12 protein-coding genes and 1 pseudogene are annotated in these 13,106 nt (G+C 68.6%); 7 read left to right on the top strand and 6 right to left on the bottom strand.

What is annotated here, in order from left to right:
• Positions 1-60 precede the first annotated feature (60 nt).
• Together FHR33_RS07050 and FHR33_RS07045 are read right to left on the bottom strand one after the other, a co-directional pair.
• Positions 61-873: a helix-turn-helix domain-containing protein gene (locus FHR33_RS07050; RefSeq protein ID WP_183645137.1), complete on the bottom strand. Its 813-nt coding sequence runs from the start codon at positions 871-873 to the stop codon at positions 61-63.
• 4 nt (positions 874-877) lie between these two features.
• Positions 878-1,870 (bottom strand): hydroxyacid dehydrogenase, encoded by a 993-nt coding sequence (locus tag FHR33_RS07045; protein WP_183645136.1) that lies wholly within the window; start codon positions 1,868-1,870, stop codon positions 878-880.
• Between the two features lie 197 nt (positions 1,871-2,067).
• On the opposite strand from FHR33_RS07045, the gene FHR33_RS07040 reads away from it, so the two are divergent.
• The 4 genes from FHR33_RS07040 to FHR33_RS07025 are packed head-to-tail and all read left to right on the top strand — an operon-like array spanning position 2,068 to position 6,394.
• Positions 2,068-3,366, top strand: coding sequence for a sugar ABC transporter substrate-binding protein (locus FHR33_RS07040; RefSeq protein WP_221240979.1), 1,299 nt, complete (start codon positions 2,068-2,070; stop codon positions 3,364-3,366).
• The gene (locus FHR33_RS07035; RefSeq protein WP_183645134.1) at positions 3,363-4,295 is read left to right on the top strand and encodes a carbohydrate ABC transporter permease; all 933 of its coding nucleotides are present in this window, start codon (positions 3,363-3,365) and stop codon (positions 4,293-4,295) included. The genes FHR33_RS07040 and FHR33_RS07035 overlap by 4 nt, the downstream gene beginning before the upstream one ends.
• A complete protein-coding gene (locus tag FHR33_RS07030; protein WP_183645133.1) occupies positions 4,292-5,158 on the top strand; it encodes a carbohydrate ABC transporter permease in 867 nt (288 codons plus the stop codon). Before FHR33_RS07035 ends, FHR33_RS07030 begins: the two co-directional genes overlap by 4 nt.
• A 6-nt stretch (positions 5,159-5,164) precedes the next feature.
• Positions 5,165-6,394 carry an alpha-L-fucosidase gene (locus FHR33_RS07025; protein ID WP_183645131.1) on the top strand — a complete coding sequence of 410 codons (1,230 nt, stop codon included), beginning with the start codon at positions 5,165-5,167 and terminating at the stop codon, positions 6,392-6,394.
• A 41-nt stretch (positions 6,395-6,435) separates the two neighbouring features.
• Here the strand turns inward: FHR33_RS07025 and FHR33_RS49915 are convergent, their stop codons facing one another.
• Both FHR33_RS49915 and FHR33_RS49910 read right to left on the bottom strand, forming a co-directional pair.
• Complete coding sequence (locus FHR33_RS49915) at positions 6,436-6,717, bottom strand: rhodanese-like domain-containing protein (protein ID WP_246451701.1); 282 nt, start codon at positions 6,715-6,717, stop codon at positions 6,436-6,438.
• A 646-nt stretch (positions 6,718-7,363) separates the two neighbouring features.
• Positions 7,364-7,810 (bottom strand): annotated as a pseudogene (locus FHR33_RS49910) (MBL fold metallo-hydrolase); the annotation flags it as partial.
• Between the two features lie 292 nt (positions 7,811-8,102).
• Here FHR33_RS49910 and FHR33_RS07015 point away from each other — a divergent pair.
• Positions 8,103-9,209 carry a S1 family peptidase gene (locus FHR33_RS07015; RefSeq protein WP_221240978.1) on the top strand — a complete coding sequence of 369 codons (1,107 nt, stop codon included), beginning with the start codon at positions 8,103-8,105 and terminating at the stop codon, positions 9,207-9,209.
• A gap of 27 nt (positions 9,210-9,236) precedes the next feature.
• Positions 9,237-9,371 (top strand): hypothetical protein, encoded by a 135-nt coding sequence (locus tag FHR33_RS51625; RefSeq protein ID WP_281388148.1) that lies wholly within the window; start codon positions 9,237-9,239, stop codon positions 9,369-9,371.
• Here FHR33_RS51625 and FHR33_RS07010 read toward each other — a convergent pair.
• Positions 9,368-10,639, bottom strand: a complete 1,272-nt coding sequence (locus tag FHR33_RS07010; protein ID WP_183645129.1) for an SGNH/GDSL hydrolase family protein — start codon at positions 10,637-10,639, stop codon at positions 9,368-9,370. The two genes, FHR33_RS51625 and FHR33_RS07010, sit on opposite strands and share 4 nt — an antisense overlap.
• Positions 10,640-10,673: 34 nt before the next feature.
• Positions 10,674-11,198 (bottom strand): anthrone oxygenase family protein, encoded by a 525-nt coding sequence (locus tag FHR33_RS49905; RefSeq protein ID WP_312895400.1) that lies wholly within the window; start codon positions 11,196-11,198, stop codon positions 10,674-10,676.
• A 310-nt stretch (positions 11,199-11,508) separates the two neighbouring features.
• Between FHR33_RS49905 and FHR33_RS07000 the strand changes: the two genes are divergently transcribed.
• Positions 11,509-13,068 carry a hypothetical protein gene (locus FHR33_RS07000; protein WP_183645123.1) on the top strand — a complete coding sequence of 520 codons (1,560 nt, stop codon included), beginning with the start codon at positions 11,509-11,511 and terminating at the stop codon, positions 13,066-13,068.
• The last annotated feature ends 38 nt before the right edge of the window (positions 13,069-13,106 follow it).

The raw sequence follows: 13,106 nt of genomic DNA, 5'->3' as shown, positions 1-13,106 counted from the left end.
AGGTATGGAAAGCGCATTCCGTTGGGCATGGCCAAAACTCGGGCACTCCTAGGACGATCCTCAGGAGGCTCGGTGCAAGGCCCGGTACTGAGTCGGCGTCAGCGACGTCACCTGCCGGAAAACGCGCGAAAGGTAGGAGGCCTCCCATCCGACCGTCCCCGCGATCTCCTCGATCCGCAGCTCCGAGTGGATCAGCGCCTGCTTGACCCGCTCGACCCGCAGCTGCCGGATGTACTGGTTGGGGGAGACCCCGAAGAGCTGGGCGAAGTAGGTGATGAAGTAGGTCGGGTTGTAGTGAAAGACCTCCGCCAGCCGCCCGACGGTGAGCACCTCGTCCAGATGCGCGTCGATGTATTCGAGAATGCGCCCCGGCCCCTCGCTCAGGGGCCGCAGCGAACCCAGGGGGGCGTGCTCCACGAGGTAGGCGGTCAGTTCCATGAGGACCGCGCGCTGCCGCAGGGGCCCGGTCACCTGCGCGGCCCCCTTGCCCGCCGCCAGCAACCTCACGAACATCTCCTGGACGGCAGGCAGCTCGGCCACCTCCACCACGCGGGGCAGCGTGACGAGCGTGGCCAGGTCGTGCTCGCCCACGGTGGCCGTGAAGTGCGCCCAGTACTTGCGCAGCGGACGCTCCCGCGAGGTGGAGAAGCCCAGGGCGGACCCGGCGGGCAGGAAGTAGAGCTGGCCGGGCCGCGGCTGGTACTCGACCCCGTCCGAGGAGATCGACCCGACGCCGTCGAGGATGAGGTAAAAGCGGTTGTAGCCGTCACTGCGCGCCGACCGCCCCCAGTCGGCGGGGACGGGGTCGGCATGCCCTGCCATGAGCAGGTCGAGGTCCAGCCGCCGGAGATGCTCCCTGAGCGCCGGGTCCACGCCGTCACGCTCGCAGGCTCGCCACGGCGGGGTCCACGGCGTGGCGCAGCGGCGCTCCCGCCAGCAGGCGGCGGACCTCCTCCAGCACCAGTTCGCCCATCCGGGCGCGTTCGGCGCCCATCGCCCCTGCCAGATGCGGCGTCAGCACGACGTTGGGCAGGCCGTACAGCGGGGATCCCGATGGCGGCGGCTCCGGCCAGGTGACGTCGAGAACCGCGGTGAGGTCGGGCCGCCGCCGCAGGACGTCGATGACGGACGGCTCGTCGACCACGGCTCCCCTGGCGGTGTTGACGAGCGTCGCCCCGGTGCGGAGCCTGGCCAGCAGCTCACCGTCGACCAGCCCCTCGGTCTGCTCGACGAGGGGTGCGTGGAGGCTGACGACCTCGCAGCTGTCGAAGAGCTCTGCGAGCGGAACCAGGCGCACGCCGAGCCCCGCCGCGACCGCGGGATCGGCCACCGGGTCGGTGGCGACCACGTCGAGGTCGAAGCGGCGCAGGTGGGAGGCCACCAGGCGGCCGATCTCGCCGAGGCCGAGCAGCCCCACCCTCGACCCGTACGCCCCGGCGACCCGCACCGCGTCCGGATAGCGCCCCCGCTCCTTGATCTCGCGGGAGATCCGGTGGAACTGCTTGAGCGCCAGCAGGATCTGGGCCAGCGTGAACTCCGCCACCGGGATCGCGTTGGCCGACGCGGCGGAGACGATCGGGATCCGCCGTGCCCAGAACTCCGGCGTGGTCAGCGGGCGCACGGAGCCCGCGGCCACCAGCACCGCGCGCAGCCGCGGCGCGTGGCGCAGCAGGCCGGCGTCGAGGACGGGCGCGCCCCACCCCGTGAGCAGAAGCTCCACCTCGTTCAGGACGCCGGGCTCGGCCGCCAGCTGCTCCCGCGTCAGCGGCGGACGCTGCCATCGGACCAGGTCAGCCAGCGCCCTGAGCACCTCGTCCGGGTAGACGTCGGACCGGCGGCGTTCCTCCATGACCAGCAAGGCTGTGGTCATCTCTCACTCCATGATCGCATTTTCATCGGATGTATGGCCAGACATCCTGCCGCACGATCGATCGGTATCAATAGTGAGCTTCTAGTCATCGGAGCATTGACCTGTGAACGTACGCACCGTTACGGTCCGGAAAACGTCGTCCAAGAAGAGGGAGTCGTCCACATATGAGAACAGTTTCCACACACAGGACACGATGGATGCTGGTTTCCATGATGGTGCTGTCCGGGTGTTCGTCAGGCACAGCGGGAACGAACGTTGAGCAGGACGCCAAGGCTCCGCTCGAGCTCTGGACAAGGACCACGCCCGGCGGGCCGGGTGAACAGGGCACGGTCAGGCTGGCGGCCGCGTTCGAGAAGGCGACCGGGTACAAGGTCAAGGTGACGGCGATCTTCGACGACTTCGAGACGAAGATGCAGCAGCGGGCCGCCCAGAAGGACCTGCCCGACATCGTCATGAACGACGTCACCCAGCTCGGCACCATGCAGAGCCAGGGCCTGCTGAGGGAGATCGACCTCAGCAAGCTCGCCAGCGCCAAGGACCTCACCGAGCGCGGGCTGGCCTCAGGCAAGGCCATCGACGGCAAGCAGTACAGCGTCCCGTACTCCGCCCAGGCCACCGCCCTGCTCATCCGCAAGGACTGGCGGGAGAAGCTGGGCCTGCAGGCGCCGCAGAGCTGGGCCGATCTCACGGCGATGGCCAAGGCGTTCACCGAGAAGGACCCCGACGGCAACGGCAAGGACGACACCTACGGGCTGGCGGCGCCGCTGTCGACCAAGCGCGGCTACGCGTCGTGGTACTTCTCCAACTTCCTCTGGGCCGCCGGTGGCGACTTCGTCGCCGACGCGGGCGGCGGCACGTTCAAGCCGGCCATGTCCACCCCCGAGTCCACCGCGGCCATGCAGTGGTTCCGCGACCTCGGCTGCAAGGACAAGGTCATCCAGCCCGGCGCCGTCACGATGGACACCCCGCCGACCAACGAGACGTTCGAAGCCGGCAAGACCGGCATGTACGTCGTCGGTCCCTACCTGCTTCCCCGTTACGACAAGTCGCTCGGCAAGGACAAGTACGAGGTCGTGCCCATGCCCAAGGGCGCCAAGAACGCCGACGTGCTCGCCGAGGGCGGCGCGATCTACCTGATGGCCGGCTCGCCCAACAACGCCGCGCAGGACGCCTTCGCCGCCTTCGCGACCTCGGCGGAGGGCCAGAAGGTCGGCATGGAGGGTGACACCGCCTACATCGTCCAGCTGCCCGTCAACAAGTCCGTCGACATCAGCCAGGTGCGCCCCGATCCCCGCTGGAAGACCTTCGCCGAGATCTACCAGGCCTCCGGCCACTACGCCCCGTCGCTGCCCAACTGGACGCCGGTGCGGCAGACCACGGCGGAGACCGTCAACGCCCTGGTCGCGGACTGCAGCCTGGATCTGAAGGCGGAGCTGCAGAAGCTCGACACCAAGCTCGCCGAGATCCTGGCGGAGCAGGGCGTCGCCGCGTCATGACTGTCACTCAGCTGAAGCCGGTCGACACCGGCTCTCCTGATCCGACCCCGCCCAGGTTCTCCGGGCGGGGCGGGCGCTGGTGGGTGCCGTGGTTGTTCCTGGCCCCCGCGCTCGTCCTGTTCCTGTACTTCAAGTTCGTCCCGATGGGCAGCGCCCTGGTGATGTCCTTCCAGAACGTGCAGCCGTTCCTGGGCAACCAGTGGGTGGGCGGGGACAACTACGCCAAGGTCATCGCCTCTGACGGCTTCCAGCAGGCCGCCTGGCACACCGTGCTGCTGGCGCTGTGTCAGACGGCCGGTTCGATGCTGCTCGGCCTGATCCTGGCACTGCTGATGGAGGGGCAGAGCCACCGGCTGAGCTTCATCCGTTCCGCCGCCTTCCTGCCGGTCGTCGTGCCGATGGCGGTCGTCGCCGAGCTGTGGCGGATCATGTACCACCCGACCGGCGACGGCATGCTGAACTCCCTCATCGGCCTGGTGGGACTCGGCCCCTCAGGCTTCATCAACGACCCCCACACCTCGATGGCCTCGGTCATCGTGACCGGCATCTGGCGCGGCGCGCCGTACGACATGATGATCTTTCTGGCCGGGCTCGCGGGCGTGAACAGGGATCTGTACGAGGCCGCGACCGTCGACGGCGCCTCGCGGGCGCGCAGGCTGCTGCACGTGACCCTGCCCGGCCTGAGGTCGGTCTTCTCCATCCTGTTCATCCTGGCCGCGATCCGCGGTCTGCGGGTCTTCACCGAGGTGTTCCTGCTGACCAACGGCGGCCCGAACGGTTCCACCGAGGTCGTCATGACCCTGATCACCAAGCTGGGCCTGGAGCAGAACCGGCTGGGCGTCGCGTCGGCGGGAGCGGTCCTGCTGTTCCTCGCCACGCTGCTGCTGACCGTGGTCGTGTCCATCCTCAGGCGAAGGGAGCGAGAATGAGCGCCGCCAGCGAGACCGCCCTCGGCCTCAAGGAGAGCACGACACCCGCAGGGCGGCTGGTGAAGCTCGTGATCCACGCGCTGGTCCTGGTGGTGTTCGCGGGGCCGCTGCTGGCGCTGCTGGTCAGCGCCTTCAACCACGTGTCGGACCCGACGCAGCTGAGCGTCGTGCCCTCGAGCCCGACCCTGGACAACTTCACGGTCGCCGTCGACCAGGGCGTGCTGAAATACCTGCTGAACTCCTTCTTCGTGGTGGGGTTCGGACTGCTGCTGCAGGTGGTGGTCTCGACGCTGGCCTCCTACGCGCTGGCGCGCAAGAAGTTCCCGTTCATGACGCTGGTGTTCGTCGCCATCCTGGCCACCCTCATGCTGCCGGAGGAGATCCTGGCGATCCCGCTGTCGCTGATCCTGTCCGACCTGCCGCTGCTCCACATCAACCTCATCGGCACCCTGGCCGGCATGATCGTGCCGCTGGGCGCCTGGGCGTTCTCCATCCTGGTCATGACGGAGTTCATGAAGGACGTGCCGCGCGAACTCGAGGAGGCGGCGCGCATCGACGGCGCCGGCGAGTTCCGGATCTTCGCCCAGATCATCCTGCCGATGTGCAGACCGGCCCTGGGCGTCATCGGGGTCTTCGGCTTCACCATGATCTGGGACCAGTACCTGCTGCCGATGCTGGTGGCCAGCGACTCCTCGACCTACACCCTGCCCTTGGCCCTGCGGACCCTGCGGATCGACCCGATCGTCACGCCCGGCGTGGTGATGGCGGCGTCGTTGCTCGCGCTGCTGCCCTCGGTGATCGTCTTTCTGTTCTTCCAGCGCTCCTTCGTGCACGGGCTGTCGTCCGGCGCCCTCAAGGGATGATTCCTCATGACCTGGTTCACCAATGATCGTTTCGGCATGTTCGTGCACTGGGGCCTGTACTCGCTGGCCGCCCGGCACGAGTGGGTCAAGACGCGCGAGCGGATGACCGACGAGGAGTACCGGCCGTACTTCGACCACTTCGATCCCGACCGCTACGACCCTGCCGCCTGGGCCAGGACCGCCAAGGCCGCGGGCATGCGCTACGTCGTGCTGACGACCAAGCACCACGACGGCTTCTGCCTGTGGGACAGCGATCTGACCGACTACAAGGTGACGAACACCCCCTACGGGCGCGACCTGGTCGAGCCCTTCGTCGAGGCGTGTCGCGCCGAAGGGCTCAAGGTCGGGTTCTACCACTCACTGATCGACTGGCACCACCCCGCCTTCCCCGTGGACGGGACCCATCCGCAGCGCGACTCCCAGCCCGTCCCCGCAGGGGACATCGCCCAATACCGGCGCTACCTGCACGGCCAGGTCAGGGAGCTGCTCACCCGTTACGGCACGATCGACTACCTGTTCTTCGACTTCTCCTACTCCACGCGCACCGAGTGGTGGGGCGGCAAGGGCCCCGAGGACTGGGGGTCGAAGGAGCTGCTCGCGACGGTGCGCGAGCTGCAGCCGGGCATCCTGGTGAACGACAGGCTGGGCATCCCCGGTGACTTCGTCACACCCGAGCAGTACCAGCCGTCGGGGCCGCTGGCCGAGCTCTGGGAGGCGTGCCAGACGCTGAACGGCAGCTGGGGCTACGACCGGGACAACCTCGACTACAAGAGCGCTGACCTGCTGATCAGGATGCTCGTCGACGGGGTGTCCAAGGGCGGCAACCTGCTGCTCAACGTCGGCCCCAACGGGCGCGGGGAGATCGACCCCCACGCCGCGGCCGTACTGGCGGAGATCGGGTCGTGGATGGACCTGCACGAGCGCGCGATCCGCGGGTGCGGGCCGTCGGAGTTCACCGCCCCGTCCGACTGCCGCCTCACCCAGAACGGTGACCGGCTCTACCTGCATCTGTTCAGCTGGCCACTGCGCCACGTCCATCTGCCCGGCCTGGCGGGCAAGGTCCGATACGCCCAACTGCTCAACGACGCCTCGGAGATCAGGCAGGTCACGACCGACCCGGGTCAGACCGCCCACAACACCCGGATGGGCGGGCAACCGTCCGGCACCCTCACCCTCCAGCTGCCGGTGCGCCCGCCCGGCACGCCGGTGCCGGTCATCGAGCTCTTCCTGTCCTGAGTGGGCGGGCACTCAGGCCCGCCCACCTCCGTACGCCGCGGTCAAGCTCGCGTGGCCAACGGGACGCCTGCGCCCTCGGCGGCGGCGAACGCGTCATCGATGAGCACCGCCTCCCGCCCCGCCCTTGCCAGCAGGGACGCCGCCGCAGCGGCACGGTAGCCGCTGCCGCAATGGACCCAGATCGTTCCGGGCGGAATGTCCTCCACCCTGTGGGCCAGCTCGGGCAGCGGCACGTGGACCGCGCCTTCGACGTGGGAGTCGCGCCACTCGTTGCCCAGCCGTACATCGAGGATCACGTCGGGAGCGCGCCGATCGTCGCGCATCGCGGCTGCCAGGTCGACGAAAGAGGCGGTCGTCATCGAGCGCGTCTGGGAGGAGTCGGTCACGAGTTCGTCGGGCGTGCCGGCCCGCGGCGGCCGCCACCCGGTCGATCCCGATGCGGGCCAGCTCGCGCTGGGCATGCGATACCTGCTCGAGGCTCTCCCCGACGAGTGACAGGGGCGCGCCCCTGTCGACGAGCCAGCCGAGCCAGGTCGCCATCGACCCGTCGAGGCCGAGACTGATCGTCCCGGCCAGGTGGGCGGTGGCGAAGGCGGTGCGGTGCCGCAGATCGACCACCCACTCCCCGGCCTCCAGCCGGGCACGCAGCTCCTTCGCGTCGGCCAGGGACGGCGGACGCAGGTCCACCGGGGCGGGTCCCGCGAGGTTGATCGCGCCCATGTGGGCGTAGTAGGCAGGGTAGGCGTCGAGTCCGGCGAGAGTCTGGGTGACGAACTCGTCCTCGGCCAGCCGCAGCGCCGGGTTGACCTGCCGCTCGTGATCCAGGGTCGAGCTGTCACCCGAGGACTGCGTGGCCGAGCAGAAACTGCCGAATCCGTGAGTCGGCCAGATGACGGCGCCCCCCGGCAGGGAGTCGGCGAGCTTGCGCACGGAGGTGTGCTGCCGGCGGGCCAGCGAGTCCGCGTGCTCCTCCCCGAGCAGGTCGGTACGGCCGGTCGTGCCGAACAGCAGCGATCCACCAGTGAACACGCCCTCGACCCCTGAGTGGCTCTCCAGCACGTATGACAGGTGGTGGAAGGTGTGTCCGGGCGTGGCCAGCGCGCGCAGCCGCAGCCCCGGTGAGACCTCGACCACGTCCCCGTCGGCCAGCGGCACGTGCTCGAACGCGGGCCGATCGGCCGCCGCCACCCCGTAGCGGGCTCCGGTGAGCCTCGACAGTTCCAGGCCTCCAGAGACATAGTCGTTGTGCAGGTGCGTCTCCACCACGTGCGTGATCCGCACACCGAGGCGGCCCGCCAGGACGAGGACCCGGTCCACGTCCCTCTGCGGATCGACGACCACCGCCACGTCACCGTCTGTGGCCACGTAGCTGCGGTCACCCAGCGACGACGTCTCGATGACTGTCACGCTCACCATGGTGCCCATCATCATCATCTCCCCACATCGCCTTCGTGTACGCAGAAAATACCCCCGGCGGGTATGGATCGCGACAGTGGAAACTCATCCCGAGGGCCTCGCCTGTTCGCCGTAATGGCAGCAATCGTTTTCTGCTCCGGTTTCATGACACGCGCAGATAAATCTTGTAAATGGGCCTTGTGTAGTTGATCGGGGTTCTTCATATTGGCGTTTGCCGAGAGGAGAACCCCCCTCTCGACAGCCCCTAGGCCAGCCAACGGGGCTGGCCGGCATCCCCCAGGAGGCTCCCCACATGAGCATCCATCCCCGGCGCGCAGGACTGATCGTCACCGCTGCGATCCTGCTCACAGGCACCACCCTCATCAGCCCCATGGCCGCGCAGGCCACCCCGCCGACCCCGGAGGCCGTTGATTCGGCGGCCGTCGCGGCCACCACCCTCGACGAGGCGTTAGGCGCCCGTGACGCCGGCTCCTACTTCGACCCCGCCCAGGGCAAGCTGGTCGTCACGATCACCGATGACGCCGACGCGCAGGCCGTCGTGGCCGCGGGCGCGATCCCCAAGAAGGTCGCCCGCAGCGCCGACGACCTCGACAAGATCATGCGCAGGCTCGACAGGGCGGCCAGGGTCACCGGCACCGCGTGGGCCGTCGACCCGGCGAGCAACCAGGTCGTCGTCTGGTTCGACGAATCGGTCAACCAAGGGCAGCGCCAGCGCATCGAGTCCATCGTCAAGCAGATCAACGACGAGGAGGCGGCCGCCAGCCCCGAGCGGGCCGCGACCGGGCCGGCCGTGCGGACCGAGAGCGAGGCGGGCACGTTCAACCTCTTCATCCAGGGCGGCGACGCCATCTACACCGGCTCGTCACGCTGCTCGCTCGGCTTCAACGTCCGCAGCGGAACGACGACGTACTTCGTGACCGCGGGTCACTGCACCAACATCGGCGCCACCTGGTACGCCAACTCCGCCCGTACCGTGGTCCTGGGCACCAGAACCATCAGCAGCTTCCCCGGCAACGACTACGGCGTCGTGCGCTACACCAACACGAGCATCGCCAAGCCGGGAGGTGTCAACCTCTACAACTCCTCCTCCCGTGACATCACGACCGCGGGCAACGCCTACGTCGGCCAGTCCGTGCAGCGCAGCGGGAGCACCACAGGCGTCCGGAGCGGCACCGTGACCGCGCTGAACGCCACCGTCAACTACCCGCAGGGCACCGTCCGCCAGATGATCAGGACGACCGTCTGCGCCCAGCCAGGTGACAGCGGAGGCTCCCTGTTCGCCGGCTCCACCGCTCTCGGCCTGACCTCGGGCGGCAGCGGCAACTGCTCGACCGGCGGCACCACCTTCTTCCAGCCGGTGATCGAGGCGCTCAACGCGGCTGGAGCGAACGTCTACTAGTCGCTCATCGGAGGTTGCGGACCCGGCGTGGCCTGGGTGCTCCTCGGCCACGCCGACCCCGCGCCGCGAGACGGCATGACGAATCCTCACCTCACCGGCAGCGTGACCCCGTGGCCGAAGGTGAGGTACGACCTGGCTCGGCGGGTCAGGAAGCTCTCCTAGCCCAGGTCGGTGGGGTTGACGGCATGTGCGGCCGCGCGGTAGCCGGCGTCGTTCAGGTGCAGATGGTCGCCGGAGTCATAGGCGGGATCGAGCAGGTCCTCATCCTGCGGTGAGGCGAGCGCGCGGTCGAGGTCGACCACCGCGTCGTACGCGCCCGACGTGCGGATCCAGGTGTTGACCGCGTCTCGCTTGGCCTCGCTGCGGGCGGTGTGGTACCGCGAGCCCTTCATCGGGGGCAGGGTGGCGCCGATGGCTCGCACGCCCCTGGCGTGGGCCTGCCTGATCAACGCGCGGTGACCGGCGATGATCTCGTCGGCGGAGACCTCGGTGGGCGGCGCGCCGATGGGGGAGGGGGCCTCGCTCATCCCGATGTCGTTGATGCCCTCCAGGATGATGACCGATCGCACGCCGGGCTGGCCCAGGGCGTCTCGCCGGAAGCGGGAGGTCGCCCTGTCGCCGAGCCACGCGGAGTCGACCGTCACCCGGTTGCCGCCGATGCCCTGGTTCAGGACGGCGCGCGGCCTGCCCATGGCGGCCAGTCGCTCGGCCAGCTCGTCGGGGTAGCGGTTGTCCGCGCCGGGGCTGGAGCCGTACCCGTCGGTGAGGGAGTCGCCGAAGGCGACCACGGCGCCCTGGCGGGAGGCGCGGCCGATGACGTCCACCCCGCTCAGGTAGTACCAGGACAGTGAGGTCTGGTCGAAGGCGCCGGCGCCGCTGTCGGCGCGGTGGTCGCCCGCGGCCCGGTAGCTGGTCGCCATGGCCTGGGCGTGGTAGGTCGCGGGGCCGGTCGGCGCGGCGAGGTAGAGCGTGACCGTCACGGAGTCCAGATCGGACAGGCCCAGTGTCACCGGGTCGGTGGCGAGTTCGGCTCCGGCGGGGATGGTGAACGCCCTGGCCCGCTTGACGGTGAGCTGCCGCAGCGATGCGGGCTGTACGGCGGCGCCACTCGCGGTACGGGCGACGGTGGCGCCGGAGACCTTCAGCGGGGCGGTGCCGTAGGCGTTGGACAGCCGGATCCTGGCCCGCGCTCCTCCGGCGCTGATGCGGACCACCTGGCGGATCGTCTGGTTCGTGAAGCCCTGTTCGGACCAGTTCGGGGTGAAGTTCGTGCCAGGGCGCTGGGGGGAGGCGGTCCAGGTGGCGGTCCAGCCCCCCGCTGTCGCGGGGGTTCGCGCGGGGGTTTGCGCGGACGCCATGCCGGAGCCGGCCAGCAGCGTGGCCAGCGAGATGGCAAGAAGGGACGACAGTCGTCGTGGTACGGCGTTCATGAGGTGTCTCCTGGGGGTGGGGTCGGTGTGGATCTCAAACGGCGGGGACGGGGCCAGTCCTGGACTTCATGAGCCGGTCACCCGCGACGACCACCACGATGACGAGGAGGAACGCGACGAAGGCGGCGCTGGTCCGCACGACGTGGAACGTCTCCCACCGCTGAAGGATCGCCGCGTGGTCCGCGGGAACGGGGCCGACGGCCCACCGCTTGATCAGGCCGTTGATGGGGACGTTGCCGAACCGGGTGACCAGGAACGAGGTCAGCGCGAGCACCGCGGCGCCCGCGGCCAGAAGCCGTGGAAGCCGACGCGAGACGACGGCGAGCACGATGGAGGAGAGGATCGCCAGTGCCATCGTGGTCTGCATGACGACCCCGTTGACCTGCATCAGCGCCGTATGGAAGGTGAAGCGCACGTCGAGGGGCACGACCCTGAACGCGTAGGCGACGTTCACGGCTCCGTAGCCGAACGCTCCCGAGAGCAAGCCCGTGGACAGCAGCGCGAACGCTTGGATGGATGGCCGCAGCACGGTGAGGTCTCCTGTGGTGATGGTCTTCACGGAATGAGCGGGTACGGGGGAATCGTCGCCGCTCGACGCTCGCTGATCGTCCACCGTGGGTCTCTCCTTCCCGTACGCCAGGGGGAGCAGATTCCGCGCGACTACCACCGCGGAAGTAGCGCCGGTCCCGACCGACCCTGCGACGACCGCGTTCGGGGGCCGATCGCGGGAGCGGTGACACTCTGTTACGAGCTTGACCGTAGCCGGAGTTAGGCGAAGGAACGGGCCGGGCATTCCCCGCTTCGGTGCGCTGCCGACGGCTCTTTCCGAGCGCCGAGGCGCCGAGACGGACCATCGACAAGGAGCGGTCGTGCAGGCTGAAGACCTCACTGGGTATTACACCTACAGAAGTTTCCTGAACCACCCGGCGCCTGTTGACGACTTCAACAAGCTCCGGTTCGGGGAGGCCGAGCTCTATCTCTCGGTGCAGCAGGACAGGAGCATCACCGGCACGTTGTCCTTCCCGGCCGCTCCCGGCGCGGATCGCAAGGATGTCATGGACATCACGGGAGAGATCCTCGACTGGTCGACCGCGCGGTTCAGGCTGACGGGAAAAGGACGTCCGAAGACCGGTATCGCGGACTTCCACTACGAGTACGACGGCGTGCTCTCACGCACCTGGGAAATGGGCGTCGAGCAGCGTCACTCGCTCACCGGCACGGTTCTGCGCGCCAAGAATCACGGAAGCGGCTCCAACCTGGCCAGAGCGGGCGTCACGGCCAGCTTCGCGGCGGTCAAACGCAATTTCCCCGCTCCCCGCGAGGTGCCGGGGGTGGCGCTGCTGCCGGAGGCGCTGTCGATGCTGACCACGCGGGTCCACCGGCTGCGGCACACCACCTGGCACCTTCTCCGGTCGGTCTGGCGGGGCCCGCTCACCGATGTCGACCGCAAGGAGATCGCCGAACTGGGCTGGGGGATCGACCGCCCGCCGTTCAACCACAAGGGGCTCGATCTGGCCAACGGCGCCGGTGAGGACTTCCTGTTCATGCACCGGCGGATGATCCGGATGGTGAACGAGATCTACGAGCGCTCCGGCGTGCCCGTCATCCGAGGCTGGGCAGCCATTCCCGGCGCTGACGCGCCGCAGTACGTGTACCTGGAGAAGGACGATCCCGCCCGCCCAGGCGAGAAGATCATGCAGTACGACGCCGCCCGCTCCGGATTCATGGTCCCACCGGCCGACGCGGAACTGCTGGCCACCTTCCCCGAAGCGAGCCGGCCGACGATGAAGCTGCTGAAGTCTCCGAACTATCTCAGCTTCGCGATGAGGGCGTTGGAACGCACCTACACCTCACCGCTGGAGTTGTCCCGCCTGTCCCTGGGAGCCCTCGGCAACCTTCTGGAGTTCACCATCCACAACCAGATGCACATGCGCTGGGCCTCCATTCCGCGGGACGCCCAGGGCAAGGTCGCGCTGCGCGGTGACTTCGACTTCGACGAGAAGTGGGACGACCCGAGCTACGACTATCTCGGGGACTTCTACTCATCCCACCTCAACCCGCTGTTCTGGCGCCTGCACGGCTGGGTGGACAACCGCATCCAGGACTGGTTCGACGCCCACGAAGCCGTCGCCCCCGGGGAGATCGAGCGCATCGACCACAAGGGCGTGGCCTGGTTCAAGCCTGGCAAGTGGGTCGCCGTGGCCGAGCCCTTCGACTGGCCGGAGAGCGAGCACGATCATCACGGTGACCACGGTCACGGGGACGAGCACGCCGTCGCCGTCATGCTGAAGGTCCTCAAGATCGTGCAACGGGCCCAGGAGCCCACAGTGGAGGAGGGACCGGCGGCCGAACTCCGTGAGCGGCTCATGCAGCAACCGCCGCTCAACGTCATGAGCTTCCTGCGGTGGATCGACGTGCCGGCCGAATGAAAGACCCGGGTCAGGAGCGTGGCCGGCGAGCCGTTCGG

It is taken from the genome of Nonomuraea dietziae, assembly GCF_014195505.1.
In the GTDB taxonomy this organism is placed as follows: domain Bacteria; phylum Actinomycetota; class Actinomycetes; order Streptosporangiales; family Streptosporangiaceae; genus Nonomuraea; species Nonomuraea roseola.
Note: the sequence above shows the minus strand (reverse complement) of the source record. Positions and strands in the feature narration are given on the sequence as shown.